26 protein-coding genes and 1 tRNA gene are annotated in these 26,180 nt (G+C 63.5%); 15 read left to right on the top strand and 12 right to left on the bottom strand.

The features are described from left to right. Nucleotides 1-40 precede the first annotated feature (40 nt). Nucleotides 41-1,441: an L-serine ammonia-lyase gene (locus H4I97_RS06940; protein ID WP_182307174.1), complete on the bottom strand. Its 1,401-nt coding sequence runs from the start codon at nucleotides 1,439-1,441 to the stop codon at nucleotides 41-43. A 583-nt stretch (nucleotides 1,442-2,024) separates the two neighbouring features. Between H4I97_RS06940 and H4I97_RS06935 the strand changes: the two genes are divergently transcribed. From H4I97_RS06935 to H4I97_RS06925, 3 genes are all read left to right on the top strand, one after another. Continuing rightward, entirely contained in the window at nucleotides 2,025-2,717 is a 693-nt protein-coding gene (locus tag H4I97_RS06935; RefSeq protein WP_182307173.1) for a DUF599 domain-containing protein, read from the top strand. An 80-nt stretch (nucleotides 2,718-2,797) separates the two neighbouring features. Continuing rightward, nucleotides 2,798-3,766 carry a heparan-alpha-glucosaminide N-acetyltransferase gene (locus H4I97_RS06930; protein ID WP_182307172.1) on the top strand — a complete coding sequence of 323 codons (969 nt, stop codon included), beginning with the start codon at nucleotides 2,798-2,800 and terminating at the stop codon, nucleotides 3,764-3,766. Between the two features lie 12 nt (nucleotides 3,767-3,778). Further along, nucleotides 3,779-4,255, top strand: coding sequence for a methyltransferase family protein (locus H4I97_RS06925; RefSeq protein ID WP_182307171.1), 477 nt, complete (start codon nucleotides 3,779-3,781; stop codon nucleotides 4,253-4,255). A 6-nt stretch (nucleotides 4,256-4,261) separates the two neighbouring features. Here H4I97_RS06925 and H4I97_RS06920 read toward each other — a convergent pair whose 3' ends face one another. Together H4I97_RS06920 and mgtE are read right to left on the bottom strand one after the other, a co-directional pair. Beyond that, on the bottom strand, nucleotides 4,262-4,648 hold the full coding sequence (locus H4I97_RS06920; RefSeq protein WP_182307170.1) for a MerR family transcriptional regulator: 387 nt from the start codon (nucleotides 4,646-4,648) through the stop codon (nucleotides 4,262-4,264). 66 nt (nucleotides 4,649-4,714) lie between these two features. Continuing rightward, the gene (gene mgtE, locus H4I97_RS06915) at nucleotides 4,715-6,133 is read right to left on the bottom strand and encodes a magnesium transporter (protein ID WP_182307169.1); all 1,419 of its coding nucleotides are present in this window, start codon (nucleotides 6,131-6,133) and stop codon (nucleotides 4,715-4,717) included. A 179-nt stretch (nucleotides 6,134-6,312) separates the two neighbouring features. Between mgtE and H4I97_RS06910 the strand changes: the two genes are divergently transcribed. Then, entirely contained in the window at nucleotides 6,313-6,807 is a 495-nt protein-coding gene (locus tag H4I97_RS06910; protein ID WP_182307168.1) for a peptide deformylase, read from the top strand. A gap of 82 nt (nucleotides 6,808-6,889) precedes the next feature. Then, the gene (locus tag H4I97_RS06905; RefSeq protein WP_182307167.1) at nucleotides 6,890-7,951 is read left to right on the top strand and encodes a DMT family transporter; all 1,062 of its coding nucleotides are present in this window, start codon (nucleotides 6,890-6,892) and stop codon (nucleotides 7,949-7,951) included. A 136-nt stretch (nucleotides 7,952-8,087) separates the two neighbouring features. On the opposite strand, the gene H4I97_RS06900 is transcribed toward H4I97_RS06905, so the two are convergent. Continuing rightward, nucleotides 8,088-8,172, bottom strand: a tRNA-Leu gene (locus H4I97_RS06900). 192 nt (nucleotides 8,173-8,364) lie between these two features. Here H4I97_RS06900 and lipB point away from each other — a divergent pair. The 10 genes from lipB (at nucleotide 8,365) to fghA (ending at nucleotide 15,367) form a co-directional block, all read left to right on the top strand. Continuing rightward, nucleotides 8,365-9,123 carry a lipoyl(octanoyl) transferase LipB gene (gene lipB, locus H4I97_RS06895; protein WP_182307166.1) on the top strand — a complete coding sequence of 253 codons (759 nt, stop codon included), beginning with the start codon at nucleotides 8,365-8,367 and terminating at the stop codon, nucleotides 9,121-9,123. Nucleotides 9,124-9,203: 80 nt separating this feature from the next. Then, a complete protein-coding gene (locus H4I97_RS06890; protein ID WP_244658727.1) occupies nucleotides 9,204-10,133 on the top strand; it encodes a DMT family transporter in 930 nt (309 codons plus the stop codon). A gap of 96 nt (nucleotides 10,134-10,229) precedes the next feature. Next, nucleotides 10,230-10,946 carry a hypothetical protein gene (locus tag H4I97_RS06885; protein WP_182307165.1) on the top strand — a complete coding sequence of 239 codons (717 nt, stop codon included), beginning with the start codon at nucleotides 10,230-10,232 and terminating at the stop codon, nucleotides 10,944-10,946. 136 nt (nucleotides 10,947-11,082) lie between these two features. Then, nucleotides 11,083-12,210 (top strand): S-(hydroxymethyl)glutathione dehydrogenase/class III alcohol dehydrogenase, encoded by a 1,128-nt coding sequence (locus H4I97_RS06880; protein WP_182307164.1) that lies wholly within the window; start codon nucleotides 11,083-11,085, stop codon nucleotides 12,208-12,210. Further along, a complete protein-coding gene (locus H4I97_RS06875) occupies nucleotides 12,207-12,665 on the top strand; it encodes a GNAT family N-acetyltransferase (protein ID WP_182307163.1) in 459 nt (152 codons plus the stop codon). The genes H4I97_RS06880 and H4I97_RS06875 overlap by 4 nt, the downstream gene beginning before the upstream one ends. Nucleotides 12,666-12,742: 77 nt before the next feature. Then, entirely contained in the window at nucleotides 12,743-12,994 is a 252-nt protein-coding gene (locus H4I97_RS06870; protein ID WP_182307162.1) for a ribbon-helix-helix domain-containing protein, read from the top strand. A 6-nt stretch (nucleotides 12,995-13,000) separates the two neighbouring features. Then, nucleotides 13,001-13,300, top strand: a complete 300-nt coding sequence (locus tag H4I97_RS06865) for a type II toxin-antitoxin system RelE/ParE family toxin (protein ID WP_182307161.1) — start codon at nucleotides 13,001-13,003, stop codon at nucleotides 13,298-13,300. A gap of 2 nt (nucleotides 13,301-13,302) precedes the next feature. Then, nucleotides 13,303-13,749: a YaiI/YqxD family protein gene (locus H4I97_RS06860; RefSeq protein WP_182307160.1), complete on the top strand. Its 447-nt coding sequence runs from the start codon at nucleotides 13,303-13,305 to the stop codon at nucleotides 13,747-13,749. 97 nt (nucleotides 13,750-13,846) lie between these two features. Beyond that, nucleotides 13,847-14,509, top strand: coding sequence for a DUF1345 domain-containing protein (locus H4I97_RS06855; RefSeq protein WP_182307159.1), 663 nt, complete (start codon nucleotides 13,847-13,849; stop codon nucleotides 14,507-14,509). A gap of 24 nt (nucleotides 14,510-14,533) precedes the next feature. Further along, nucleotides 14,534-15,367, top strand: coding sequence for an S-formylglutathione hydrolase (fghA, locus tag H4I97_RS06850; RefSeq protein ID WP_182307158.1), 834 nt, complete (start codon nucleotides 14,534-14,536; stop codon nucleotides 15,365-15,367). Here fghA and H4I97_RS06845 read toward each other — a convergent pair. From H4I97_RS06845 to H4I97_RS06810, 8 genes are all read right to left on the bottom strand, one after another. Next, entirely contained in the window at nucleotides 15,364-16,977 is a 1,614-nt protein-coding gene (locus H4I97_RS06845) for a glycoside hydrolase family 43 protein (RefSeq protein WP_182307157.1), read from the bottom strand. The two genes, fghA and H4I97_RS06845, sit on opposite strands and share 4 nt — an antisense overlap. Nucleotides 16,978-17,127: 150 nt before the next feature. Beyond that, a complete protein-coding gene (gene mgrA / locus H4I97_RS06840) occupies nucleotides 17,128-18,180 on the bottom strand; it encodes an L-glyceraldehyde 3-phosphate reductase (protein WP_182307156.1) in 1,053 nt (350 codons plus the stop codon). 202 nt (nucleotides 18,181-18,382) lie between these two features. Next, complete coding sequence (locus H4I97_RS06835; protein WP_182307155.1) at nucleotides 18,383-19,516, bottom strand: Gfo/Idh/MocA family protein; 1,134 nt, start codon at nucleotides 19,514-19,516, stop codon at nucleotides 18,383-18,385. 28 nt (nucleotides 19,517-19,544) lie between these two features. Next, nucleotides 19,545-20,306, bottom strand: coding sequence for a sugar phosphate isomerase/epimerase family protein (locus H4I97_RS06830; protein WP_182307154.1), 762 nt, complete (start codon nucleotides 20,304-20,306; stop codon nucleotides 19,545-19,547). A gap of 64 nt (nucleotides 20,307-20,370) precedes the next feature. Further along, on the bottom strand, nucleotides 20,371-22,821 hold the full coding sequence (locus tag H4I97_RS06825) for a glycosyl hydrolase 2 galactose-binding domain-containing protein (protein ID WP_182307153.1): 2,451 nt from the start codon (nucleotides 22,819-22,821) through the stop codon (nucleotides 20,371-20,373). 290 nt (nucleotides 22,822-23,111) lie between these two features. Then, nucleotides 23,112-24,203 carry an ABC transporter ATP-binding protein gene (locus H4I97_RS06820; RefSeq protein WP_182307152.1) on the bottom strand — a complete coding sequence of 364 codons (1,092 nt, stop codon included), beginning with the start codon at nucleotides 24,201-24,203 and terminating at the stop codon, nucleotides 23,112-23,114. A gap of 5 nt (nucleotides 24,204-24,208) precedes the next feature. After that, a complete protein-coding gene (locus tag H4I97_RS06815; protein ID WP_182307151.1) occupies nucleotides 24,209-25,153 on the bottom strand; it encodes a carbohydrate ABC transporter permease in 945 nt (314 codons plus the stop codon). Then, on the bottom strand, nucleotides 25,146-26,048 hold the full coding sequence (locus H4I97_RS06810) for a carbohydrate ABC transporter permease (RefSeq protein ID WP_182307150.1): 903 nt from the start codon (nucleotides 26,046-26,048) through the stop codon (nucleotides 25,146-25,148). The genes H4I97_RS06815 and H4I97_RS06810 overlap by 8 nt, the downstream gene beginning before the upstream one ends. Nucleotides 26,049-26,180: the final 132 nt, after the last annotated feature.

The raw sequence follows: 26,180 nt of genomic DNA, 5'->3' as shown, positions 1-26,180 counted from the left end.
TTTGGGCGGGACGGTCAAGCCCCGCCGAACACAGGAGCCGTCAGCACTCGACGACGTTGACGGCAAGCCCGCCGAGCGAGGTTTCCTTGTACTTTTCGCTCATGTCGAGGCCGGTCTGGCGCATCGTCTCGACGCACGCATCGAGCGGCACGAAATGCTCGCCCGTCCCCTTGAGCGCGAGCGAGGCCGCCGTAACCGCCTTCACCGCGCCGAGCGCATTGCGCTCGATGCAGGGCACCTGCACGAGGCCGGCGACGGGGTCGCAGGTCATGCCGAGGTGATGCTCCAGGGCGATTTCCGCGGCATTCTCGATCTGCTCGGGCGAACCGCCCATGACGGCCGCGAGGCCCGCCGCCGCCATCGCGGAAGCCGACCCCACCTCCCCCTGGCAGCCGACTTCGGCGCCCGAGATCGAGGCATTGTGCTTGATGATGCCACCGATCGCCGCCGCCGTCAGCAGATAGTCGCGGATGCCTTCCTGGTCGGCGTCCGGATGGAAATGCAGGTAGTAGCGGACCGTCGCCGGCACGACGCCGGCGGCCCCGTTGGTCGGCGCGGTCACCACCCGCCCGCCGGCGGCATTCTCCTCGTTGACGGCCATCGCGTAGACCGAGAGCCAGTCATTGGCGAGCAGCGGGTTCTGGCGGTTGGAGCGCCACTCCTCCTCGAGCTTGTCATGGATCGACCGGGCCCGGCGCTTGACGTTGAGCCCGCCCGGCAGGCGGCCCTCCTGCTTTAGCCCGCGATCGATGCAGCCGCTCATCGCCTCCCAGATGCGGTCGAGGCCGGCGTCGAGCGCGGCGCGGTCCATCACCGTCTCTTCGTTCGCCCGCTTCATCTGGGCGATGGTGAGGCCGGAGCGGCGCGCCATCTCGAGCATTTCCTTGGCGCTGGCGAAGGGATAGGGCACCTTCTGGGTCGCCGCCTGCTTCTTCTGCTTCTGCATGGCGGCAAGTTCGGTATCGGTGACGACGAAGCCACCGCCGATCGAATAATAGACGGTGGTGAGCAGCACCCGCCCGTCGCGGTCGATGGCGGTGAACCGCATGCCGTTCGCGTGACCCGGCAGCGGCACCTTCTTGTCGTAGACCAGATCGTCCTTCGGCGCGAAACGGTAGGCGGGATGACCGGGCGGCACCACTTGCCCTTCCCGTTCGACGCCGGCGATGATGTCGTCCATCCGGTCCGGATCGACGCGATCCGGCTCCTCGCCCGTCAGGCCGATGATGACGGCACGGCCGGTGCCGTGACCGATGCCGGTATAGGCGAGCGATCCATGCAGACTGACCTTCAGCGCCGCGACCGCCGCACCGCTCGGGCGTGGCCAGTCATCCGAGAGAATGAGGTCGAGGAAGCGCTTGGCGGCCGTCATCGGCCCCATCGTATGGGAGCTCGACGGGCCGATGCCGATCTTGAATACGTCGAAAACAGAAAGAAACATGTGTGCGCGCGCCTCAGGACATCCGGAAACTTGAATCGTGAGGCTAGACTATGACCAGAAGCCAGCGCGGCGGGCAACCGACATCCGCTTGAGCCGGCGCGACATCGAACGGGATGCCATAAACGACGACAGCGCGGCCCTTGCGGACCGCGCTGCGGAATTCTCGTCAAGAACGAGCTTCAGATGGTTCCGAAAAGATAGGCCAGGAACAAAACGCCTGCAAATCCCGTCAACGCCCGCAGGGTAACGCCCCAGCAAGACTTCTGGATGCTATCTTCCATTATCACTCCGATTGTTCGCCTGTGGCGAAAAGCCGTCCCCCGACCGCTTTTCCGGCCCCGGTCTATTAAAATTCACGGGTCACCGCAACTGCAAAAACGGCAAAACAGTGGCACCTTCCGCAGGGGAGCCATTCGCAAAATGCATGGATTTGTGAAATTTCAAACGGTTAGATAGAATTTTTGATAATTCTTACATGTCCACGACGAGCCGCAATTTCTTCCAAAGTCTTACAAAACTGTGAATACTTGTCCGGCACCCGGCCGCCGGCATAATCTTGCCGCGAGCAATCACGGGAATCGCCATGACATTCATCGACTTTTTCGCCCTTGCGTTGTTCCTGGTTCTCTGGATCGTCTTCTCCTGGCTGACGGGCGGCGCCAGGATCCTCGATCGCCCGAGCCTCACACAGGCGATGGCCGAGCGACGGCGGGAATGGATCCACAATTCGCTCACCCGCGACCTGAAGATGATCGACACGCAGATCCTGGCCGGCCTGCAGAACGGCACGGCCTTCTTCGCGTCGACGTCGATATTCGCGATCGGCGGCTGCTTCGCGCTGCTGGGCGCGACCGAGCAGGTCGATACCGTTTTCCGCGACCTGCCCTTCATCGCCTACAGCGGTCGCACCGGTTTCGAGTTCAAGGTCATCGGCCTCACCGCGATCTTCGGTTATGCCTTCTTCAAGTTCGGCTGGTCCTATCGCCTGTTCAACTACTGCACGATTCTCTTCGGGACGCTGCCGATGTCGGAGAACGCGAGGAAGAACCCGCAGGAGACCGAACGCATGGCGGAGCGGGTCATCCGCATGAACATCATCGCAGCCAAGCAGTTCAATGCCGGCCTTCGCGCGATTTTTCTGTCGATAGGCTACCTGGGGTGGTTCGTCAGCCCTTACGTCTTCGTAGGAACATCGATTATCATCTTCTTCGTACTGGTACGCCGACAGTTTTTCTCCGATGCGCGTCTTGCGTTGATGACCGACACGGCGCCTTGAAAACGACCAGATTGGACGCTGTGGCATGAGCCCCCTGCGCCGGAGCGCAGGGTAAAATTCTCGCATGCGAAGGATCGATCGTGGCCGCAGTTTCAGACACTGACAATCGCCCTTTAACCTCGAGACGGATCGGCATCCTGGACACCGCCAGGGGGATCGCGCTGGTCGCGATGGCGTCCTACCACTTCACCTGGGATCTGGAATTCTTCGGCTACATTGAATCCGGCACGGCAACGCAAGGGTTGTGGAAACTCTATGCCCGCGCGATAGCGTCGAGCTTCATCTTCTTGGCGGGCGTCAGCCTTGTGCTCGCCCATTATCCGACGCTGAAGCCGCAATCGTTCGTGAAGCGCCTCGGCATGGTAGCCGGTGCGGCAATCGCCATCACCATCGCGACGGCGATCGCCATGCCGGACGGCATGATCTTTTTCGGCATCCTGCACCATATCGCCGCGGCGAGCGTGATCGGACTGCTGTTCCTCCGACTGCCGCCCGTGCTGACGGTCGTTGCCGCGCTTGCCGCCCTCGCCGCGCCCTCCTATCTCCGCTCGGAGGTTTTCGACGCACCGTACCTGCTCTGGATCGGCCTCTCCGAGCATCTTCCACGTTCGAACGACTACGTGCCGCTGCTTCCCTGGATCGGTGCCTTCCTGCTGGGGATTGCGGCGGCGCGGACGGCGCGTGCCGCCGGCTGGCTGGACACGCTGGCCGATGCGCCACAAGGCTCGGCGATCCTGCGCTTCGGCGGCCGCCACAGCCTCATCGTCTACCTCTTGCATCAGCCCCTGTTGATCGCGACCGTCTACTTGATCTCGATCATCGTCCCGCCGCAGAAACCTGATCCTATGCAGTCCTATCTGCAGAGCTGCGAAACCAGCTGCCGGACTGAAGGCAGCCAGGCGGAACTCTGCAGCCGCTTCTGCGGATGCACCCTGGAAAAGCTGATGCAACAGTCCCTCTTCGAACCTCTCCAGTCTGGCGCAATCCAGCCGGATCAGGATGAACGTGTGTTGCAGCTAGCCCGTGAATGTACCGCAGTCAGCCAATGACAGGACATGATCATGAACGCCTATCGCCTGAAACCACTTAAGTATCCCTGGCCACCCCTGCTCTACGGCGTCGCGATCGTCGCGGCGCTGCTGCTTGATCGCTATGTCGGCCTTCTGCCACCGCTGCCGCGCGAGGGCTATCTCCTCTGGACGCTCGGAGGGGTGCTCGCGCTCGTCGCGCTCAGCCTCGACATATGGGCGGTGAAGACGCTCCTCGAATGCCACACGGCGGTGCTCCCGAACCGCTGCGCACAGCGCCTGGTGACGAACGGCCCGTTCCGCTTCACCCGCAATCCGATCTATCTCGGTTATACGCTGATGACGATCGCCTTCGGGCTGCTGACGGGCAATAGCTGGTTCTTCGTCGCCGCCGTCAGCGCGGCCGTGGTCACGACGCTGGTTGCGATCCGCTGTGAGGAAATGCATCTGCTCGCCCGCTTCGGCATCGAATTCGAGCGATACTGCCAGCGCACCCGCCGCTGGATCTGAGAAGCGTCAGGTCCCGACGCCGATCTCGACGAGCCGCGTCAGGCAGGCCTCCTCGGCGTTGTCGAGTTCGGCGAGCGTCTCGTCGATATCCTTGCGCTTCTGGCGCAATTCTTCGCGCTTCTCGTCGATCTTCTTCATCATCATCTTCAGCTGACCGATCTCGCCCGGCGGCGCCTTGTAAACCTGGACGATTTCGCGGATCTCGGCTACGGTGAACCCGATGCGTCGGCCACGCAGAATTTCCTGCAGCAGCCGGCGATCCGCAGCGCGATAGAGACGCGTTCGGCCGCGACGCTCGGGATGCAACAGGCCTTCGTCTTCGTAGAACCTCAAGGTCCGGGTCGAGACGCCGAATTCTCGCGTCAGTTCCGTTATGCTGTAATACTTTTTCACTGCCTGTTCCGATTCATCTGGAAACAGTCATATTATTGACTTTTACGTGCAAGTCAATTTTCTCCTTCATCCGGACATGAACCACCAGGTCGCAAGCCCGAGAAAGCTCAGGAAGCCGGTCGTATCGGTGATCGCGGTCACGAAGACAGCGGAGGAAACTGCCGGGTCCGTGCCCGACCGGTGAAGCAGCACCGGGATGGTGATGCCCGCCATCGCGGCTGCGAACATGTTGATCAGCATGGCGGTCGTGATGATGCCGCCGATCGAGACGTCACGGAACCAGATCGCAGCGACGACACCGACGAGCGTTCCGAAGAGCGCCCCGTTGATGAGGCCGACACCCGCCTCGCGGCGCGCGACCCGCCATGCATTGTGAATGTCGAGATTGCGGGTCGCGAGCGCCCGGACGGTAACGGTCATCGTCTGCGAGCCGGCATTGCCGCCCATGCCGGCGACGATCGGCATCAGGATCGCCAGCGCCACCACCTGTTCGATCGTCCCTTCGAAGAGCGAGATCACCGAGGCCGAGATGAAGGCGGTGACGAGATTGACGGCGAGCCACGGAACCCGCGAACGCGAGGTCTCGATGACGCTGTCCGACAGCTCTTCGTCGCCCACGCCGCCGAGACGCAGAAGGTCCTCCTCCGCTTCTTCCTGGATGACGTCGACGACGTCGTCGATGGTGAGCACGCCGACGAGCCGGTCGTTCTCGTCGACGACGGCCGCCGAGAGAAGGTCGTATTGCTCGAAGAGCTGGGCCGCCTCTTCCTGGTCCATCTCGGCCGGGATCGCGTGGCTGGTCTCGCGCATGACCGTCTCGATCTTCATCTGGCGCTTGGTGCGCAGGATGCGGTCGAGGTCGACGGTGCCGAGTAGCTTGAAGGTCGGGTCGATGACGAAGATCTGGGTAAAACTCTCCGGCAGGTCGTCCTCGTCACGCATGTAGTCGATCGTCTGCCCGACCGTCCAGAAGGGCGGCACCGCGACGAACTCCGTCTGCATGCGCCGGCCGGCCGAGCTTTCCGGATAATCGAGCGCCCGGCGCAGGCGCACCCGCTCGGTGAACGGCAGCTTGGCGAGGATTTCCTCGCGGTCCTCGTGGTCGAGATCCTCGAGAATGTAGACGGCGTCGTCCGAATCGAGATCGCCGATCGCGGCGGCGATCTGTTCGTTCGACATCTGGTCGACGATTTGCAGGCGAATCGCCTCGTCGACTTCGGTGAGCGCGGTCAGGTCGAAATCGTCGCCGAGAAGGCGCACGAGGGCGAGACGCTGTTCCGGCTGGATCGCCTCGATGAGGTCGCCGAGCTCCGATTCGTGCAGCCGCGCCACGCGCTGGCGCAGGAAAAGCGTGTCGCGGTCGGCGATCGCCGCACCGACCAGGGCGAGGAAATCGGACCGGACGGAGCCGTCCTCGGCATAGATGTCGTCGGGGAGTTCGTCCTGCGGTGGCCGAACGAGGAATTCTTCGCCGGTGTCCGTCATGCCTGCGCCCTCGCCCTTGTCATCAACTCGTCACTGCGTATCCCGGCAGCCTTGGAGAATGGCGGTAAAAACCGCATTGTCAACCGTGAGCGAGGATATCCCGGCACCGCTATGTGCAAATGCGAAAGAGGCCTGCTAACCTGTTGATCCGACGCAGTTGCAGCACAGAAAGGCATAACGTGGCGGTCCTCCCCCTGGTCACCTATCCGCACCCGGCGCTGAAGGCGGCATGCGCTCCCGTCACCGATTTCGGCCCCGGCCTCTCCACCCTTGCGGACGATCTCTACGATACGATGAAGGCCGCACCCGGCGTCGGAATCACCGCTGCCCATGTCGGCATCCTGCAGAGGCTCGTCGTCCTCGACCTGCCGGAGATCGGCGGCCGGCACACCTACGTCAATCCGGAAATCCTCTGGTCCTCCGGCGATGAGATGAGCCATACCGAAGGCAGCGTCTCCATGCCCGGCGCGACCGAGACCGTGACCCGCCCCCGCGCCGTCAAGTTCCGTTATCAGGATCTCGACGGGACGGTTCATGAGGAGGACCTCGACGGCTTCCCGGCGATCTGCATGCAGCACGAGATAGACCAGCTCGACGGCATCTTCTGGCTGCAGCGGCTGTCGAAACTGAAGCGCGACCGCCTGACGAAGAAGTGGGAAAAGATGCGGGGCTGAGCGCACGGCCGCCCCTTGCGTGAAACGACTCTCGTCGGGACAGGCTGTTGGTCGGTCGGCGGTTGAATGATAGCCTGTCACCATGTCCATCGACCGCACGCATCAGTTTCCCGGCATTCCGCTCGCACTCGGCTCGGCCCTGCTGTTCGGCGCATCGCCGCCGTTGTCGAAGCTTCTGATGGACAGCATCGATCCATGGCTGCTGGCCGGCATCCTTTATCTCGGCGCCGGAGTCGGGCTCGTGCTTGTTCATTTCGGGCGCCGATGGATCGGGCTGGAAGGTGTGGAGGCGCCGATTCGGCTCTCCGATCTTCCATGGCTGCTTGCGGTGGTGGTTTTCGGCGGTCTTCTCGGCCCGCTGCTCCTGATGTTCGGCCTCTCCCTGACGACGGCGGCCTCGGGGTCGCTGCTCCTCAACCTCGAAGGTCTCGCGACCATGGCGATCGCCTGGATCGTCTTCCGTGAGAACGTCGACCGTCGTCTGCTGCTCGGCGCAATTGCGATATTGACCGGTGCCGCACTTCTGTCCTGGAACGGACAGGGCATAGCAGTCGACAAGGGCAGCCTTCTGGTCGCCCTTGCGTGCCTCGCATGGGGCATCGACAACAACCTGACCCGCAAGCTGTCTTCGTCCGATCCTGTGCAGATCGCGATGATCAAGGGGCTGGCCGCCGGCGCGACCAACCTGATCCTAGCCCTCGCGATCGGAGCGCCCGTTCCCTCGCCGGCAGCGATCGGGGCCGGCGCAATCCTCGGCTTCTTCGGCGTCGGCATCAGCCTCGTGCTGTTCATGCTGGCTTTACGGCATCTCGGGACGGCCCGGACGGGGGCCTATTTCTCCCTCGCACCGTTCATCGGGGCGATGCTCAGTATCATCTTCCTACGGGAGCCACTCACATTCCAGATCGGGTTTGCCAGCCTGCTGATGGGCACAGGACTTTGGCTGCACCTGACGGAGCGCCATGAGCATCTTCATGTTCATGAAGCGTTCGAACACGAACACGCCCATGTTCACGACGTGCACCACCAGCATTACCACGATGGCCCCGCCACCGAGCCCCATTCACACCGGCACCGGCACGCGCCGCTGACCCACAGCCATCCGCATTATCCGGACCTTCACCACCGGCATACACACGACTGACTGGCCGGGTATACGCCCTCGCCGGATCGTGTCACATCTCGAAAGCCGTTGGGCCACCTAGCCTGTATTTCGGGACGGGCGCTGCGCTGCGCTTACCTCGACAAAACAACAAAAAACCCGGCCGAAGCCGGGTTTTTGGTGCGGTCGAGAAGACTCGAACTTCCACGGGTTGCCCCACAGCGACCTCAACGCTGCGCGTCTACCAATTCCGCCACGACCGCATCGTGGTAGGTGCCGAATTGCTCCGGCGGGGCTGCATGTAGCAAAAGCATTCGGGGTGCACAAGGGCGCCGTGACAGTTTTTTGATAATTCCTCCGGGGCCCCTGTGGAGGCCCTCGGCAAGGCCCGGAATTCCGGGCTCTTGAAGTCGGCGCTCTTTCTTGCCAAGTAGAGAAAAAGGACGGGCGCACCCATGCAACGCACAGAAATAGAAGCGAAAATGTTTCCCCTGCCCGGCTCTCCGCCGGTGCGCTGGAGAATCTCCGACGGCCTCGTTCCCTACGAGGAAGCGCTCGCCGTTATGGAGGCGGAAGTCGCCGCGATCGCCGACGGCCGCGCCGATGAACTCGTCTGGCTGCTGGAACACCCGCCGCTCTATACCGCCGGCACCAGCGCCGACCCTGCCGACCTGAAGGAGCCCGACCGTTTCCCTGTCCATGCGACGGGACGGGGCGGCGAATACACCTATCATGGCCCCGGCCAGCGGGTCGGCTACGTCATGCTCGACCTGAAGCGGCGGCGCCAGGACGTCCGCGCCTATGTGGCCGCACTGGAAGAGGTGATCATCCGCACGCTCGAGCAGATGAACGTGCGTGGCGAACGCCGCGAGGATCGCGTCGGCGTGTGGGTCCGGCGACCGGAAAAGCCGCGGCTCGCCGACGGCTCGATGGCCGAGGACAAGGTCGCGGCGCTCGGCATCCGCCTGCGCCGTTGGGTGAGCTTCCACGGCTTCTCGCTCAACGTCGATCCGGACCTCTCCCATTTCGGTGGCATCGTGCCCTGCGGGATCACCGCCTATGGCGTGACGAGCCTGGTCGATCTCGGCCTGCCGGTGATGATGCCGGATGTCGACATCCGCTTGCGAACGGCCTTCGAGGAGGTCTTCGGCCCGACGGTCGCGGAAACGTCCTTGCCGTCGGGCGAGGGAAAAGCAGCCGTCGCCGGCGCCTGACGGGACGAACTCCTCGGCGCGGTTGATCTCCGAGCATTCGGCATGCTTCATGGGCTCCCGCCCCCAAGGAGCACGAGTCGATGACAGTCGCGACCTCCCTCACCCGACAGAGCCCCGTCGAAGGCATGGTCCTGATGGCCGCCTGCATGCTCGTGCTGCCGGTGATGGATGCGATCGCCAAATACATGGCGACCGTCGAGGGCATGTCGCCGGGTCAGGTGACATTCTACCGCTTCTTCTTTCAGCTGGCCTGCACGCTGCCGGTGCTTTTCCTTCTGCGCGGGCGTGACGCGCTTGCCGCCCGGCGCCCCTACATGAACCTCCTGCGCGGTTGCCTGCACGGCGCGGCGAGCCTGATGTTCTTCGCCGCGGTCAAGTACATGCCGCTCGCCGACGTCTTTGCGATCTACTTCGTCGAACCCTTCATCCTGACGGCACTTTCGGCGCTCTTTCTCAAGGAGCGGGTCGGCTGGCGCCGCTGGCTTGCGATCGTCGTCGGCTTCGGCGGCGCCATGATCGTCATCCAGCCGAGCTACGCGGTCTTCGGACTGACGGCGCTGCTGCCGGTCGCCTGCGCCTTTCTCTTCGCTCTCTACATGTTTCTCAATCGCGCGATCGGCGAGGCCGACTCGCCGATGACCATGCAGACGATGTCGGGGGTCGGCGGCACGCTCATCATGGGAGCCGCGCTGCTTGCCGGCACCGGCACGGGCGCGAGCGATCTCGCCCCGTCGCTCCCCTCTTCCTGGCTCGGTCTCGGTCTTCTCGTTCTGCTTGGCTCGATCTCCGGCTACATCCACCTGTTGATCGTGCGCGCCTTCCGGCTCGCGCCGCTCTCGGTACTTGCACCCTTCCAGTATTTCGAGATCATCGCCGCGACCATACTCGGCTACGCGCTGTTCGGGGAATTCCCCGACGCCTCGAAATGGACCGGTGTCGCCATTATCGTCGGCTCCGGCCTGTTCATTCTCTGGCGCGAGCAGAAACGCGCAAAAAGCACGGCAATTTAACAATGCCGTTTATCGCCGCTTAACCGCGTCCGTTCACCATCCGGAAACCCGGCCCGCATAGGCTCGCGCCAGTTTCATGATGAAACGGGAAAAAAGATGAGCGAACTTCGTCTCTCTTTTCCGGCATGTGTCATCGCCGGGAAGAACAGGCTTACGGCCGACGACCTCCTTTTGCTGCGCAAATACACCTTTCCGGAGGGTATCCGCTCGCCGGACGACGTCGTCGTCATGCTGGCGCTCGATATGCTCTGTCCGGAAAAATGTGCCGAGTGGCACGCCTACTTCGTCGAATCGCTGGCCGACTACATCGTCAACCGCTGCCATCCGGCGGGCTCGCTAGATACGATGAACGCCCTCTGGTTCGAACAGGTCTTCGCCGACCGCGGCGTCGTGCGTTCTACCCGCGAACTCGACCTTCTTCTTCACCTGATCGACCTCGCACCGCCGGCGCCGGCAACCCTGATCGCCCTTGCCCTCGACCAGCTAGCCATGGCTGCGGCGGAAGGGCGCGGCCCCCTGCAGGTCGGCCGAACCACGGAGCATGCACATCTTTCACCGGACGACCTCGCCTATGTCCGGCGCATCCTGAAGCAGGCCTGCTGCAATGGGCGACTTCTCCTCGGCGAACGCGAGAGAGCCGCTCTGCTGCGGATCGACGGCGCGGTGAGAGGCATCCGCCCTCAGGCGTGGCTCGACCTTCTAAAGGAGGCGGGGATCATGGCCGAAAGCCTGTCGCCGGAAAAGGCCGCCCTCCGGGCACGCTGGCTGCATGTTCCGGACTCTTTCTTCCTCGACGATCAGCGCGTGGCCTGAACTCTGTTCTCCATTCCTCTTCTTCGCCGCACCGGAAATCCGAACCGCACAGTTTCTGACGCTCTTCGGCCTTGAGCCGGGCGCCGCTCCCGTGCCAAGGTCTCGCTCGATTCACATTCTCAGGGAGTAAAACACCATGGACGTACGCGCCGCCGTCGCAATCCAGGCCGGAAAGCCGCTCGAAGTGATGACCGTCCAGCTCGAAGGGCCGAAGGCCGGTGAGGTGCTGGTCGAGATCAAGGCGACCGGCATCTGCCACACCGACGACTTCACGCTTTCGGGCGCCGATCCGGAAGGCCTCTTCCCGGCCATCCTCGGCCACGAGGGCGCGGGCATCGTCGTCGACGTCGGTCCGGGCGTCACGAGCGTGAAGAAGGGCGACCACGTGATCCCGCTCTATACGCCGGAATGCCGGGAATGCCCCTCCTGCCTGTCGCGCAAGACCAATCTCTGCACGGCGATCCGCTCGACGCAGGGCCAGGGCGTGATGCCGGACGGCACCTCCCGCTTCTCGCTCGGCAAGGACAAGATCCACCATTACATGGGCTGCTCGACGTTCGCGAACTACACGGTTCTGCCGGAGATCGCGGTCGCCAAGGTCAACCCGGACGCACCCTTCGACAAGATCTGCTACATCGGCTGCGGCGTGACGACCGGCATCGGCGCCGTCATCAACACCGCCAAGGTCGAGCTCGGCTCGACGGCGATCGTCTTCGGGCTCGGCGGCATCGGCCTCAACGTCATCCAGGGCCTGCGACTCGCCGGCGCCGACATGATCATCGGCGTCGACTTGAACAACGACAAGAAGGAATGGGGCGAACGCTTTGGAATGACACACTTTGTCAATCCGAAGGAAGTTGGTGATGACATCGTGCCCTATCTCGTCAACATGACCAAGCGCGGCGCCGACCAGATCGGGGGGGCCGATTACACCTTCGACTGCACCGGCAATACGAAGGTCATGCGTCAGGCGCTCGAAGCGTCCCATCGCGGCTGGGGCAAGTCGGTCGTCATCGGCGTCGCCGGGGCCGGCCAGGAGATCTCCACCCGCCCGTTCCAGCTCGTCACCGGCCGCACCTGGATGGGCACCGCCTTCGGCGGCGCGCGCGGCCGCACCGACGTGCCGAAGATCGTCGACTGGTACATGGACGGCAAGATCGAAATCGACTCTATGATCACCCACACCATGCCGCTCGAGGACATCAACAAGGGCTTCGAGCTGATGCACAAGGGAGAGTCGATCCGCAGCGTGGTGGTCTATTGAGCGCTCACCGCGCCTATGAGGTGGACGTGCGGAGGCTCGACGAGCTCTCCGCCGTCGAGCTCTATGAACTGCTGAAGCTGCGCGTCGACGTCTTCGTCGTCGAGCAGGCCTGTGCCTACCCCGAACTCGACGGCAACGACGCGGATTGCCTGCATCTGCGGCTCATCGACGGCGGCGCGCTCATCGCCTGCGCGCGCCTCTGGCGGCCGACACCCGACCGCCTGCCCCGCATCGGGCGCGTCGCCGTGTCGCCCACGCATCGTGGCAAACGGCTCGGCGACGCGCTGATGCGCGACGCGATCAGCGCCTGCGAGACGGTGTATCCCGGCGAGGCCATCGAGATATCGGCACAGAGCCACCTGCAGAGGTTCTATGGGAGCTTCGGCTTCACGCCGATCTCCGAAGAGTATCTCGAAGACGGCATCCCGCATGTCGACATGGTGCGAAGAGTCTAGCTGCGGTCGCGAGAACGTTTTCTGGTCCTGCCGCCGCCGATCTGGTAGGTTCGCCTAGAGACCTGTGGAGTATTTTCATGCAGCCATCACGGATTTCACTGAACGAGAAGCAGCACGCGTTGATCGAGCGCCTGATCCGGTCAGGCCGTTTCACCGGACCCAACGACGTTGTCACACGCGGTCTCGAACTGCTCGCTGAACACGAGGCTCAGGCGGACGCATTCATCTCTGAGCTCGAACGGGAAATCGACGCCGGACTGGCGAGCGGACCGCCTGAAGCCATGGAGAGCGCCGAGGCGATGCTGGCCACGTTTCGGCGGCAAAGGTAAATCATCTTGGGCCGGATCCTGCGCCGCCCGCTCTTCGTAGACGACGTTCGCTCCGTCTGGACCTTCATAGCGGCAGACAGCCATGAAGAGGCGGACAAGTTTGTAAGAGCGCTCGAACAGCGCTACACGATGCTTGCGTCAAACCCGCTGCTCGGCACGAGGCGCTTTCCAAACCATCCGAACACGAGGCTTTTTCCATTCCGCCGCTACCTGATCATTTACCAGCCGCTCTCTGAGGGCGACGGGATAGAACTCATCCGCCTCCTGCATGCAGCAAGAGATTATCGAAGATTTTTTGACGACTGATCATGCCCGAAATCTATGTCGATGCCGATGCCTGCCCCGTTAAGGCGGAAATCCTGAAGGTCGCGGAGCGTCATGCGCTGCCGGTGACCTTCGTCGCCAATTCGGGCCTGCGCCCGTCCCGCGATCCGATGGTGAAGAACGTCATCGTCTCCGGTGCCTTCGACGCCGCCGACGACTGGATCGCCGAGCGCGCCGGGCCCGGCGATGTCGTGGTGACGGCAGACGTGCCGCTCGCGGGGCGTTGTGTGGCGGCCGGGGCCTTGGTGACCGGGCCGAGCGGGCGGGTCTTCGATACCACCAACATCGGCATGGCGACGGCGATGCGCAATCTCGGGGCGCACCTGAGAGAAACCGGCGAGAGCAAGGGCTACAATGCCGCATTCACGCCGCGCGACCGCTCACAGTTTCTCGAAACCTTTGACAGGCTTTGCCGGCGCGTGAAAAGGTGACGGCCGGGCACGGAGACCTGCGACCTGCAGCAGCGGATACCGCATCCACGCGACCGCAGACTTGCCGCAGGCAGACGAGAGACGGAACAGGACAAGCATGCCACAATTCTCCGAACGCGTGATCGGGCATCGACACGGCCCCTTCCTGGGCGCGCTCGTCTTCGCACTCGTGGCTGGACTGGTCGCCGTGCTGTTTGCACCGCAGCTAGCTCTCGAGCTCGTGCCGATCGCCTTCTTCGTTGGCTACCTTATACTGATGTGGCTGCGGCTGCCGCGGCTGACCGCCATCTTCCTCAAGCGACACGCCGAAACCGCCGACGAACCGGCCTGGGTCATCCTGACGGTCACGCTCGCCGCCGTCGTCGTTTCGGTGGTCTCGCTCTTCTTCGTGCTGAATGGTGCGGAAGGCCGCGCGCTCAAACTCATCCTCGCCTTCGGCGCCGTCGTCTCCGGTTGGTTCACCATCCACACCATGGCCGCGATACACTATGCCCACGCCTACTGGCGGCCCCAGACGGTATTGCCCCATGAAAGCGGCGTTCACAGGGGCGGCCTCGACTTTCCCGGGACAACCGATCCCGGCGGCTATGATTTTCTTTATTTCTCTTTTGTCATCGGGATGACTGCCCAGACTTCGGATACCGCCGTCACCACGACCACCATGCGCAAGCTGAACCTGCTGCATGCCGTCGTCTCCTATTTCTTCAACACGGTTCTGCTGGCCGCGGCGGTGAACGCCGCAGTGTCGCTCGCCGGCTGAACCAGCAAAAGGGACAACGATACGATGAAGATCCTGTCGCAGAACACCGCCTTCGGCGGCATGCAGGGCGTTTTCGCCCACGATTCGGACGCCTGCAAATGCGAGATGACGTTCGCCGTCTTCGTGCCGCCGCAGGCCGTGCTCGAGCGCCGGCCGGTCCTCTGGTATCTGTCCGGGCTCACCTGCACCCACCAGAACGTGATGGAAAAGGGCGAGTATCGCCGCATGGCGGCCGAGCTTGGGCTGATCATCGTCTGCCCGGACACGAGCCCGCGCGGCAACGACGTGCCGGACGAACTCACCAACTGGAAGATGGGCAAGGGTGCCGGCATGTATCTCGACGCCACGGAAGCGCCGTGGGCCGAGAACTACCGGATGTACACCTACATCACCGAGGAACTGCCGGCACTCGTCGCCGAGCATTTCCGCGTCGACATGGACCGGCAGGGCATCTTCGGCCACTCGATGGGCGGTCACGGCGCCATGACGATCGCGCTGAAGAACCCCGAACGATTCCGCAGCTGCTCCGCCTTCGCGCCGATCGTCGAACCATCGACGGCCGACTGGACGGTCGACGCCTTCGAGAAATACCTGGGACCCGACAAGGCGAAGTGGCGCGAGTACGACGCCTGCGCGCTGGTCGCCGACGGTGCCCGCTTCCCTGAATTCCTGATCGACCAGGGCAGCGCCGACAGCTTCCTGGAAAACGGCCTGCGGCCCTGGCTCTTCGAGGACGCGATCAAGGACACCGAGATCGGGCTCCGGCTGCGCATGCACGAGCGCTACGACCACTCCTACTACTTCATCTCGACCTTCATGGACGACCACCTGCGCTGGCACGCGGAGAGGCTGGGCTAGAGCCGCTCGTAAACGAACCGGGTGAAATCGGCCGGCTCCGCCCGCCCGCTGGTGTCGAAGGCGAACATGCCGGCGAAGGCTCCGGTGAAGGAACCGTGCTCGCCGCGGCCGCCCTCGTCGGAGACGACGCCGGCATCGAGCACCGGACCGACCGGCTTCCAGTCGACGGCGCCGGCCGGCCGCCAGAAGAACTGCAGGTCGTTGTCGCGGATTTCCATGGCGAGGTCGAGCGAGCCTTCGGGAACGGCAATTCCGCTGTCGAGCGGAAAACTCAGCCGGCCGTTCGGATAATCACCGGCGCAGCTCAGGATCATGATCACCCGCCCGCGCTTCTCGTGCAGCGTAACCCCGAGCGCATGGAACTTGTAGCGGTTGTAGTAGTGGGTGAGACCCGCGACCTGCTGGTAGGTATCGGGCGAGAATTCGAGCGAGGTTTCGGCGCGGAAGCGATGATGCTCCTGCCTCCGCGCAACCAGCGACTGCTCGAACCAGGAACCGATGCTTTCCCGCCCGAAGAGGCGCAGGAAGCCCGGCCGGGCGGAGAGACTGAACAACCGTTCCGGCACCGGCGAGCGCAGCCACTGGAACTCGGGCGGCAGTTCCGGGCGATCGAAATCATGCGCAATGACGGCCGGAGCTTCCACGCGGGCCACCTCGCCGCCCGGCGCGGGCACCTCCACCGAGGGCACCGGGCCGCCATCTTCGAGATAGAGCCAGCCGTCATCACGCCAGACGCATTTCTGGATAGCCGTCTCGCGGCCCAGCGTGCAGCGCCGCTTGGGCGGTAGCGGCCGGCCGCAGAGATGGGTGTGGTAGGGCGTGCCATCCGGCGTCTCGACATATTGCCCGTGGCCGGCACGCTGCAGCACCGCCTCCGGATGATCCTTGGACGTAATGAGATGAATGTCCGGATGGAATTCGTAAGGACCGTCGATGGTCCGCGAGCGGGCCATGGTCGCCGCGTGGTCGTAGCCGGTACCGCCCTCGGCGGTCGTCAGGTAGTACCAGCCGTTGCGCTTGAAGAGATGCGGTCCCTCGACAAGACCGAGTGAGCTGCCGGGAAAGATGTTTTTGACCGGCCCGACGGGCCGCTTCTTCTCCGCATCCCATTCCTGCAGCAGGATGCCGTCGAAGGCCGGATGCTTCGGCGCCCCGCCATAGCTCTCGGTGCGGTGGTTCCACTGCATGTTGACGAACCACTTCCGCCCGTCGTCGTCATGAAAGAGCGACGGGTCGAAGCCGGACGAGTTGACGTAGACCGGGTCGGACCACGCGCCCATGATCGAGGGCGCGGTGACGATGTAGTTGTGCGCGTCCTTGAAGTTGCCATCGAAGCGCTTGACGTCGGTATAGACGAGCCAGAACAGCCCCTCGCTGTAGGAAAGACACGGCGCCCAGATGCCGCAACTGTCCGGGTTGCCGCGCATGTCGAGCTGGCTTGCGCGATTGAGCGGCCGGCAGACGAGCCGCCAATTCACCAGATCCCGCGAATGATGGATCTGGACACCTGGATACCATTCGAAGGTGGAGGTCGCGATGAAATAGTCCTCGCCGACCCGGCAAATCGACGGATCCGGATTGAAGCCCGGCAGGATGGGATTGTTGATCATGTCGCGTTTCTCCTCCCGCTTTTGACTGCCCCTCATCCGGCTACCGCCACCTTCTCCCCGTTCTGACGGGGAGAAGGGACAAGCGGCACCGCCCCGACCGTCCCCTCGCCCCGCGTGCGGGGAGAGGGTCAGGGTGAGGGGCAAATGCAATCACTTCTTCTTCCTGGGCGGCCCTTTCCGTTCGGCCGATGCCGCCCAGAGATTGATGTCGGCTTCCCTGGCATAGGTGTCGATCTCGGCGAGCTCCTCGGCCGTGAACTCAGGCTTTTCCAATGCCTTCACGCAATCCTCGACCTGCTCGGGACGGCTGGCGCCGATGAGTGCCGAGGTGATGTGGCCGCCGCGCAGCACCCAGGCAAGCGCCATCTGCGCGAGCGTCTGGCCGCGCCGTTCCGCGATCCGGCCGAGCGCGCGGATGTTCTCCAGGTTCTTCTCGTTGAGGAAGCCCGGATCGAGCGATTTTTCTTGCGCGGCGCGGCTGCCGGTCGGAATGCCGTTCAGGTACTTCGACGTCAGCATCCCCTGCGCCAGCGGCGAGAAGACGATCGAGCCGATGCCTAGTTCTTCGAGCGTATCGACGAGACCGTCTTCCTCGATCCAGCGGTTGATCATCGAATAGCTCGGCTGGTGGATGAGAACCGGCGTGCCGAGGTCCTTCAGGATCGCCACCGCCTCGCGGGTGCGCTTCGAATTGTAGGAGGAAATCCCGACATAGAGCGCCCTGCCCGACCGGACGATGTGGTCGAGCGCCCCGCAGGTTTCTTCGAGCGGCGTATCCGGATCGAAGCGGTGCGAATAGAAGATGTCGACATAGTCGAGACCGAGCCGCTTCAGGCTCTGGTCGCACGATGCGATCACGTATTTGCGGCTGCCCCATTCGCCGTAGGGACCGGCCCACATGCCGTAGCCCGCCTTGGACGAGATGATGAGCTCGTCGCGGTAACCGGCGAAATCGGTTCGCAGGATCTCGCCGAACGCCGCCTCCGCCGAACCGGGCGGCGGGCCGTAATTGTTGGCGAGATCGAAATGGGTGATGCCGAGATCAAAGGCGGTACGGCAGATCGCCTGCTTCGTCGCGTGCGGCGTGTCGTTGCCGAAATTGTGCCAGAGGCCGAGCGAAATCGCCGGCAGCTTGAGGCCGCTTCGTCCGCAGCGATTGTAGGTCATCCGCTCGTAGCGGCTCTCGGATGGTTGCCAGGTCATGAAAGTCTCCAGTTACAGAGGCGGTATTTGCCTTTCGAGACCGCCCCTCATCCCCCTGCCGGGACCTTCTCCCCGTGATCGGGGAGAAGGAGAAAGTGGCGAGGTCGTGCCGCCACCTTCTCCCCGCCAGCGGGGAGAAGGTGGCGGCAGCCGGATGAGGGCGGCCAGACGCTTTTCCTCATACCGGCTTCACCGCCCTCCGTCACCTCAGCAGGGCCAGCGCCTCGTCGATGCCGAGCGCCTGCGGTTGCGTGCAGGTGGTGGAGAGATCGACGAAACGGCCCTCCGCGCCCGATTGCAGGATGGAGGTCATGACGTCGACGCCGTGGAGCGCGCGGTCCAGCGAGCAGCGGGCGTCGCGGCCTTCGAGGATCGCGACCGCCATGTCGGCGAGGCCGGCCGTCCGGTAATTGGCGCGCGGGCCGTTCGCATGCTCCTGGTTATTGATGCCGAAGGGATGATCCCAACCCTCGAGCGGCTTGATCTCCTTGTTGCGGCCGCTCGCCTCCACGGTACCGCCGAAGAAGTTCGGATCGGGCACGAAGAGCGAGCCGTCGGTGCCGTAGAGCTCCATGTTGCCGTGGCGATGGGACCAGACATCCCAGCTCGCCGACAGCGTGACCGTCGCACCATTCTCGAATTCGAGGAGCGCGTGGATGTTGGTCGGCGTCCGCACCGGGATCACCTCGCCGGCGCGCGGCTGGCTGGTGATCGTGCGCGTCTCCGACGCCATGGAGGTGAGTGCGGCCACCCGTTTCACCGGACCGATGAGATTAATGAGGTTGGCGATGTAGTACGGGCCGAGATCGAGCACCGGCCCGCCGCCGGGCAGGAAGAAGAAGTCGGGATTGGGGTGCCACATTTCCATGCCCGGGCTCATCACGTGGCAGGTGCCGGAGGTGATGCGGCCGATCCCGCCCTCGTCGATGTATTTGCGGGCAAGCTGGTGCGCGCCGCCGAGGAAGGTGTCCGGCGCGCAGCCGACGCTGAGCTTCTTGTCCGTCGCGATCCGGCGGAGGTCCTCGCCGGCTTCGAGGCTCAGCACCAGCGGCTTTTCCGAATAAACGTGCTTGCCGGCCTCGAGAATGCGCTTCGAGACGGCGTAATGCGCATCCGGAATGGTGAGGTTGACGATGATGTCGAGCTCGTCATTGGCGAGCAGTTCGTCGACCGTCTGCGCCTTGACGCCGTATTCCTCCGCCCGAAGCTCGGCGGCGTTCATGTTGAGGTCGGTGCAGGCGAGCACCTTCAGCCCCTTGAAGAGCGGGGCGAGCGAAAAATAGGTCGTAGAGATGTTGCCGCATCCGATGATGCCGACGCCGAGTTCACGTGTCATGGGGACGTTCCGAATGTTTCTGTAATGGTCAGTAGCTGTTGAAGGAGGCGATCGACCGGGTGATCAGCCGGTCGAGGTCGTTGGGATTGTCATGCTCAACGATGAAATGGCGGACAGGATGTGCCTTCAGGGCGTCGACGATGCCCTTCCAGTCGACGGCACCGTGACCGACATCGGCCCAGCCGTCCTCGTCGGCGTTCTGTCCCGCCGGCGCAATGTCCTTAACGTGGACGGAGCTGATGCGCTTGCCGTAGCTTTCGATCCAGGCCAGCGGGTCGGCGCCGCCGCGGATCACCCAGGCGATGTCGGCTTCCCAGGAGAGATCCGGGCCGCCGGCGAAAATCTGCTCCTGCGGCGTCGAGCCGTCATCGAGGGTGGCGAATTCGAAGTCATGATTGTGCCAGCCGAAGACCAGCCCTGCATCACGGACAGGCTCGCCGGCCTCCTGCAGCCGCTGGCCGAAGGCGAACCAGCCGCGCGCGTCTGTCGGGCGCTTGTCCGGCGTGAGAAAGGGGCAATAGATCGCCTCGATGCCGAGCGTCCCGGCGATCTTCAGCACGCGCTTCGGATCTTCCTCCAGCATGTCGAGGCTGAAATGGGCGGTCGGCATGGCGAGCCCGTTGCGGTCGAGATCGGCCCGCAGCGCGGCAACACCGGCATCGTCGAGCGAGGCGTACATGGCGCCATACCCCTCGACCTCCTTGTAGCCGGCGGCGGAGAGCTTCGGAAAGACCTCGGAAAAGGGCTGGAAGTTGCGGGCGCTGTAGAGCTGGAAGCCGAGTTTCGTCATTTGTAGTCTCCTCGTAGGGTTCGGGTGGTGCCCCGGGGGTTCTGGTCGGCGGGCTGCGGAAAGGTCAGGTCGCGGCCTGGCAGGAATAGAGGTCGTAGAGGGTGAAGTCCGGCACGCTGCCCGGCGCGAGCGGCGCGGCCGGCGCGAAGGTCACGACGCGGCTTTCGCCCGCGGCAAGGTCGAAGGCGTTGTCGGAGTAGCGGCCGGCGATATCACACTCGATCATCACGAAGAGCGCGAGACCGCGCGCGGAGACGGTGATCTCGACCGTGCCGCCCTGCCCCGGCGCCGCCTGCAGCGTCAGGCCTGACGGTGCGAGGTCGAGTGCCTTGTAAGTGCCGTGGACGTAATGGCCCTCACCGCTCGTCCCGTTGGCGATGAAGCTCCAGGCGAGGATAGAACCGGGCGGTATGTCGCCCGCCGCGATGATGAGCAGCGTCTCTGCCCGGTCGGGCGGGCACGTCCCGCTCGCCATCCGCAAGGGGATCTTCTCGCCGCCCAGCGTAACTGCGAAAAGGTTCATGTCGACCACCGCAGGCTCCGGCGTGTCGTTGACCATCGAGAAGCGAACCTCTTTGCCGTCTTCGGACGGGATCGCCGCGACCGTGATCGGCTGGAAGAAGCGGCGCGCCATGTAATGCATCGCCTTCCACCCGCCGCCGTAATCGAGGCTCGCCCAGGAGGCGACCGGCCAGGTGTCGTTGAGCTGCCAGTAGAGGGTTCCCATGCAATGGGGCTTCAGCGAACGCCAGTAGTCGACCGCCGTCCTGATCGCCAGTCCCTGCTGGATCTGCGAGAGATAGACGAAGTTGGGAAAATCCTTCGGGAAACGGAAATAGCGGAACATGGTCCCGGCGATCCGCTCGTTGCCGCCGGCGTTCTTCTGGTGCAGTTCGATCACCGGCGAGGCGATATTCATGTCCTTCGCCTCGGCGAAACCGCGGATGACCGGAAGCGAGGTGTAGGACTGGAAGCCGAATTCCGAGCAGAAGCGCGGTTTGACAGTTCGGTAATTATCGAAACTCTTATTTTCGTGCCAGACCGACCAGTAATGCATGTCGCCCGAGCCGTCGGCATGCCAGGCATCGCCGTAGTCGAGATAGCCGGAAGCCGGGCTCGACGGCCACCAGATCGCCTCCGGCGCCGCCTTCTTCAGCCCCTGCTCGATGGTGCGGTTGAGGCGGTCGTAGGCGACGAGATAACGGTCGCGGTTGTCGCGCGATTCCGGGAACCAGGTGAGCGCGCCGACGAGTTCGTTGTCGCCGCACCAGACCACGATGGAGGCGTGCGAGGAGAGACGCCTGACCTGGTAGTCCACCTCCTCGGCGACGTTCGCGAGAAAGTCCTCGGTGCAGGGATAGAGATTGCAGGCGAACATGAAATCCTGCCAAACCATGAGGCCGAGCCGGTCGCAGAGATCGTAGAACCAGTCGTGCTCGTAGAACCCGCCGCCCCAGACGCGGATCATGTTCATGTTGGCCTCGACCGCCGAGCGTAAGAGGTCCTCGGTCTTCTCCCGTGAGGTCCGCGAAAAGAGCGCGTCCGCCGGAATCCAGTTCGCGCCGCGACAGAAGATCTCCCGCCCGTTGATACGGAAGGCGAAGCGGCTACCCGCCTCGTCCGCACCGGTGACGAGTTCGACGGTCCTGAGACCGATCTGCCGTGTCACCACCTCGCCGGGGATCTCGACGGTCAGGCAGTAGAGCGCCTGTTCGCCGCTGCCCGCCGGCCACCAGAGCTTTGGCGCCTCGATATGGAAGACGTGCGGGATCGTCGTTTCGCCGGCGTCGATGCCGCAATCGAGCAGCACCCGCTCGCCGTCGAGATCGAAATGTACCGGCACGACGGCCGGCTCGTCCGCGTAGAGCGTCAGCGTGATGTGGAGATCGACGCTGCCATCCTCGTTGTGCACCTGCCGGGTGACGAGATGCTCGACGCGCGCCGGATCGAGGGCCTTCAGCGCGACAGTCCCGTATACGCCGAGCGGCGCCAGCGCGATATTCCAGTCCCAGCCGAAATGGCATTGCGGCTTGCGCAGCATGTTGCCGTTCGGGATCGGCGAATTGGTGGTCGAATAAGGAACATAGAATGGCTGGCGCGCCTGCCGCTCGGCGCCTGCCGCGACCGACGAATGCAGCAGAATGCGGATGCGGTTCTCGCCCGGTTCCAGCGCTTCCGACACGTCCGGCCGGTAGCGCCGGAAGCAGTTGTCCGAGGAAAGCACCGGGATGTCGTTGACGAAGACGACGGCAACCGTATCGACATAGTCGAGATCGAGATAGAAACGACCGTCAGGAGAATCGAGAAAGAAGGTCCTTTCGAGCACCCAGTCGCGCTCCGCGACCCACTGCACGCGCTCCTCGTTGCGCCCGATATAGGGGTCCGGAATGATGCCCGCCGCCTGCAGGGCCGAATGCACGTCACCGGGCAGCAGGATCGTGCAGCTGTGCTCACCGTCACGCGAGGAGAGCTGCCACTCGCCGGAGAGATCGATGATGGTCGAGGGCGATGTCATAGTCTCAGTCCATCTGTCGAAGGCACGAACACCCCCCTCTGGCCTGCCGGCCATCTCCCCTCAAGGGGGGAGATCGACGTGCGTCAGCCGCCGCATCTCGTGAGCAGGACGAAACATGCGCTGCGCCGCTCCACGCGAGGTTTCCCGAAGTCCAGGGCGAAAGCCCATCGACGCCTCGGCTCGCGCCAGCATCAGAGGCAGATCGGTGCGCCGGAAACCCGGCGATCTCCCCCTTGAGGGGGAGATGCCCGGCAGGGCAGAGGGGGGTATGTTCACGCGGACGCTGGCACTCAAATCCGGTCCTCCGTCACAGCGTCGAAGAGCGAGGCGACGGCCATGTCGAAACCGAGGCGCACCTTCGTACCCGGCCGGTAGCGGCGGGTGCCGCCGGTACGAACCCCGAGCACATGGCCGGCATGCTTCAGCCACAGCAGATTGTCGGCACCCATCGGCTCCTCGATATCCACCACCGCCTCGTGGATTTCATCCGAACCGACGATGTCCTCGTCGAGGAGGACATGTTCGGGACGCACGCCGAGGACGACCTTGCGCCCGGCGGCAAGCGTGCCGTTCGCGTCGTAGCCGTCAAGCGAGAAGTCGACGCCATCGGTGTGGAAGACCCGGCGCCCGCCGCGTTCGGCGATTTCGCCGCGGATGAAGTTCATCGACGGCGAGCCGATGAAGCCGGCGACGAAGAGATTGCGCGGACGGTTGTAGATCGTCATCGGGTCGTCGAGCTGCTGGATGACGCCGCTCTTCATGATGGCGATGCGGTCGGCGAGCGTCAGTGCCTCGATCTGGTCGTGGGTGACGTAGATCATCGTGTTGTTGAGCGACTGGTGCAGCCGCTTGATCTCGACGCGCAGTTCCGAGCGCAGCTTGGCATCGAGGTTCGAGAGCGGCTCGTCGAACAGGAAGACGTCGACATCGCGCACCAGAGCGCGGCCGATCGCGACGCGCTGGCGCTGTCCGCCGGAGAGCTCCGCCGGCTTGCGCTTGAGGAGCGGCCCGATCTGCAGGATCTCGGCGGCGCGCTCCACGCGCTTTTCGATCTCCGGCTTCGGCACCTTTGCGACCTGCAGCCCAAAAGAGAGGTTCTTCTCCACGCTCATCTGCGGATAGAGCGCGTAGGACTGGAACACCATGCCGATGCCGCGATCCTTCGGCTCCTCCCAGGTGACGTTGCGATCCTTGATGAAGATCTGCCCGTCGGTCGGCTCGAGCAGACCGGCGATGCAGTTCAGCAGCGTCGACTTTCCGCAGCCGGACGAGCCGAGCAGGACGAGGAACTCGCCGTCACGGATATCGAGATCGAGGTTTTGCAGCACCTTCACGGCGCCGAAGCTCAAAGACAGATCCTTGATGGAGACAGAATGCGACATCTTGCTTAACCCTTGACTGCGCCGGCGGCGATGCCCCGGACGAAGAGGCGTCCGGAGACGAAGTAGACGATGAGCGGAACCGCGCCGGTCAGCAGCGTTGCGGCCATGTTGACGTTGTACTCCTTCACGCCCTGGACGGAGTTGACGATGTTGTTGAGCTGGACGGTCATCGGGTAGTATTCGGGTCGCGTGAACACCACACCGAACAGGAAGTCGTTCCAGATGCCGGTAACCTGCAGGATCATCGCGACCACGAAGATCGGCAGCGACATCGGCAGCATGATGCGGAAATAGATCTGCCAGAAGCCCGCCCCGTCGATACGCGCCGCCTTGAAGAGTTCTTCCGGCAGCGAGGTGAAATAGTTGCGGAAGAGCAGCGTCAGGATCGGCATGCCGAAGATCGTGTGCACGATGACGAGGCCGGTCAGCGTGCCGTAGATGCCCATCTCGCGCAGCACGATGACGATCGGATAGATCATCACCTGATAGGGAATGAAGGCGCCGATGATGAGGATGGTGAAGAAGAGGTCGGCGCCCTTGAAGCGCCAGTTGGCGAGCGCGTAGCCGTTGACCGATGCGATCAGGATCGACACCAGGGTCGAGGGAACGGTGATCCGGACCGAATTCCAGAAGCCGCGCGAAAGCCCGTCGCAGTTGAGCCCGGTGCAGGCGGTCGCCCACGCCTTGCCCCATGGCTCGAAAGTGATTTCCACCGGCGGCGAGAAGATGTTGCCGAGCCGGATTTCCGGCATGCCCTTGAGCGAGGTCATCACCATCACGTAGAGCGGCAACAGGTAATAGGCGGCAGCGACGAAGAGCGTGCCGTAGATGATGATGTTGCGCGACGAGAGGACCCGTCGGGGCCGGGCGCCACGCGGCTCGGAGCCGAGCCGGCCGGAAGAGGCGTCGAGCGCGGCCGCGGTCGTGTTGAGGGAGCCGGGATTAGCCACGCTTCTTTCCTCCGAATTCGAGATAGGCCCAGGGAATGATAATGATGGAGACGGTGATCAGCATCATCGTCGACGCGGCAAAGCCCTGCCCGAGGTTCTGCGCCTGGAACATGTAGTCGTAGACGTATTTCGCCGGCACTTCCGAGGCGATGCCGGGGCCGCCGCTGGTCTGGGCGACGACGAGGTCGTAGACGCGCACGATGCCGCTCGCGATGATGACGAGCGTGGTAATGAAGACCGGCCGCATCATCGGGATGACGATGAAGAGGTAAGTCCTCCACATCGGAATGCCGTCGACACGCGCCGCCTTCCAGATGTCCTCATCGATGCCGCGCAAGCCGGCGAGCAGCAGGCACATCACGAGACCGGTCCCCTGCCACAGACCTGCGATCAGGATGCCGTAGATGACGATCTCGGAATTATAGAGAGGGTCGAAGGTGAAGCTCGTCCATCCGAGGCTGCGAACCACCGACTGAATACCGAATTCCGGGTTGAGCACCCACTGCCAGACAAGGCCGGTGACGATGAAGGAGAGCGCAAAAGGATAGAGAAAGATCGTCCGGAACGTGTTTTCGAACCGGATCTTCTGGTCCATGAGCGCCGCAAGCAGGAAGCCGATCACCAGGCTGAAGACCAGCGTGAAGAGGCCGTAGATCGCGAGATTCTCGATCGAGACGATCCAGCGCGGCGCCACCCACAGGCGCTCGTATTGCTCGATGCCGACGAATTTCAGCCGCGGCAGAAGCTTCGAATTGGTGAACGAATAGACCACAGTCCAGATCGTGCCGCCGAGAAAGATGACGACGGCGACGAGTATCATCGGAATGGAGGCAATCTTCGCATTGAGATTGCGCAAGAGCTTGTTGGGTCGACCGGCATAAGTCTGGCCCGTCATGAATCTGTCCTCCTCATTCGCAATCGAAGGCAACTGGAGACGTCACGCCTGGCTCGTACCGGCCGTGGCGGAAAACCGGACACCTTCGCACCTCCCCGCGCCGCGGCAAAGAGGCAGGCCGGCCGCCGGACA

The organism is Ciceribacter thiooxidans, assembly GCF_014126615.1.
Lineage (GTDB): Bacteria > Pseudomonadota > Alphaproteobacteria > Rhizobiales > Rhizobiaceae > Allorhizobium > Allorhizobium thiooxidans.
The sequence above is the reverse complement of the archived record's forward strand: the minus strand, read 5'-3'. Positions and strand labels throughout refer to the sequence as shown.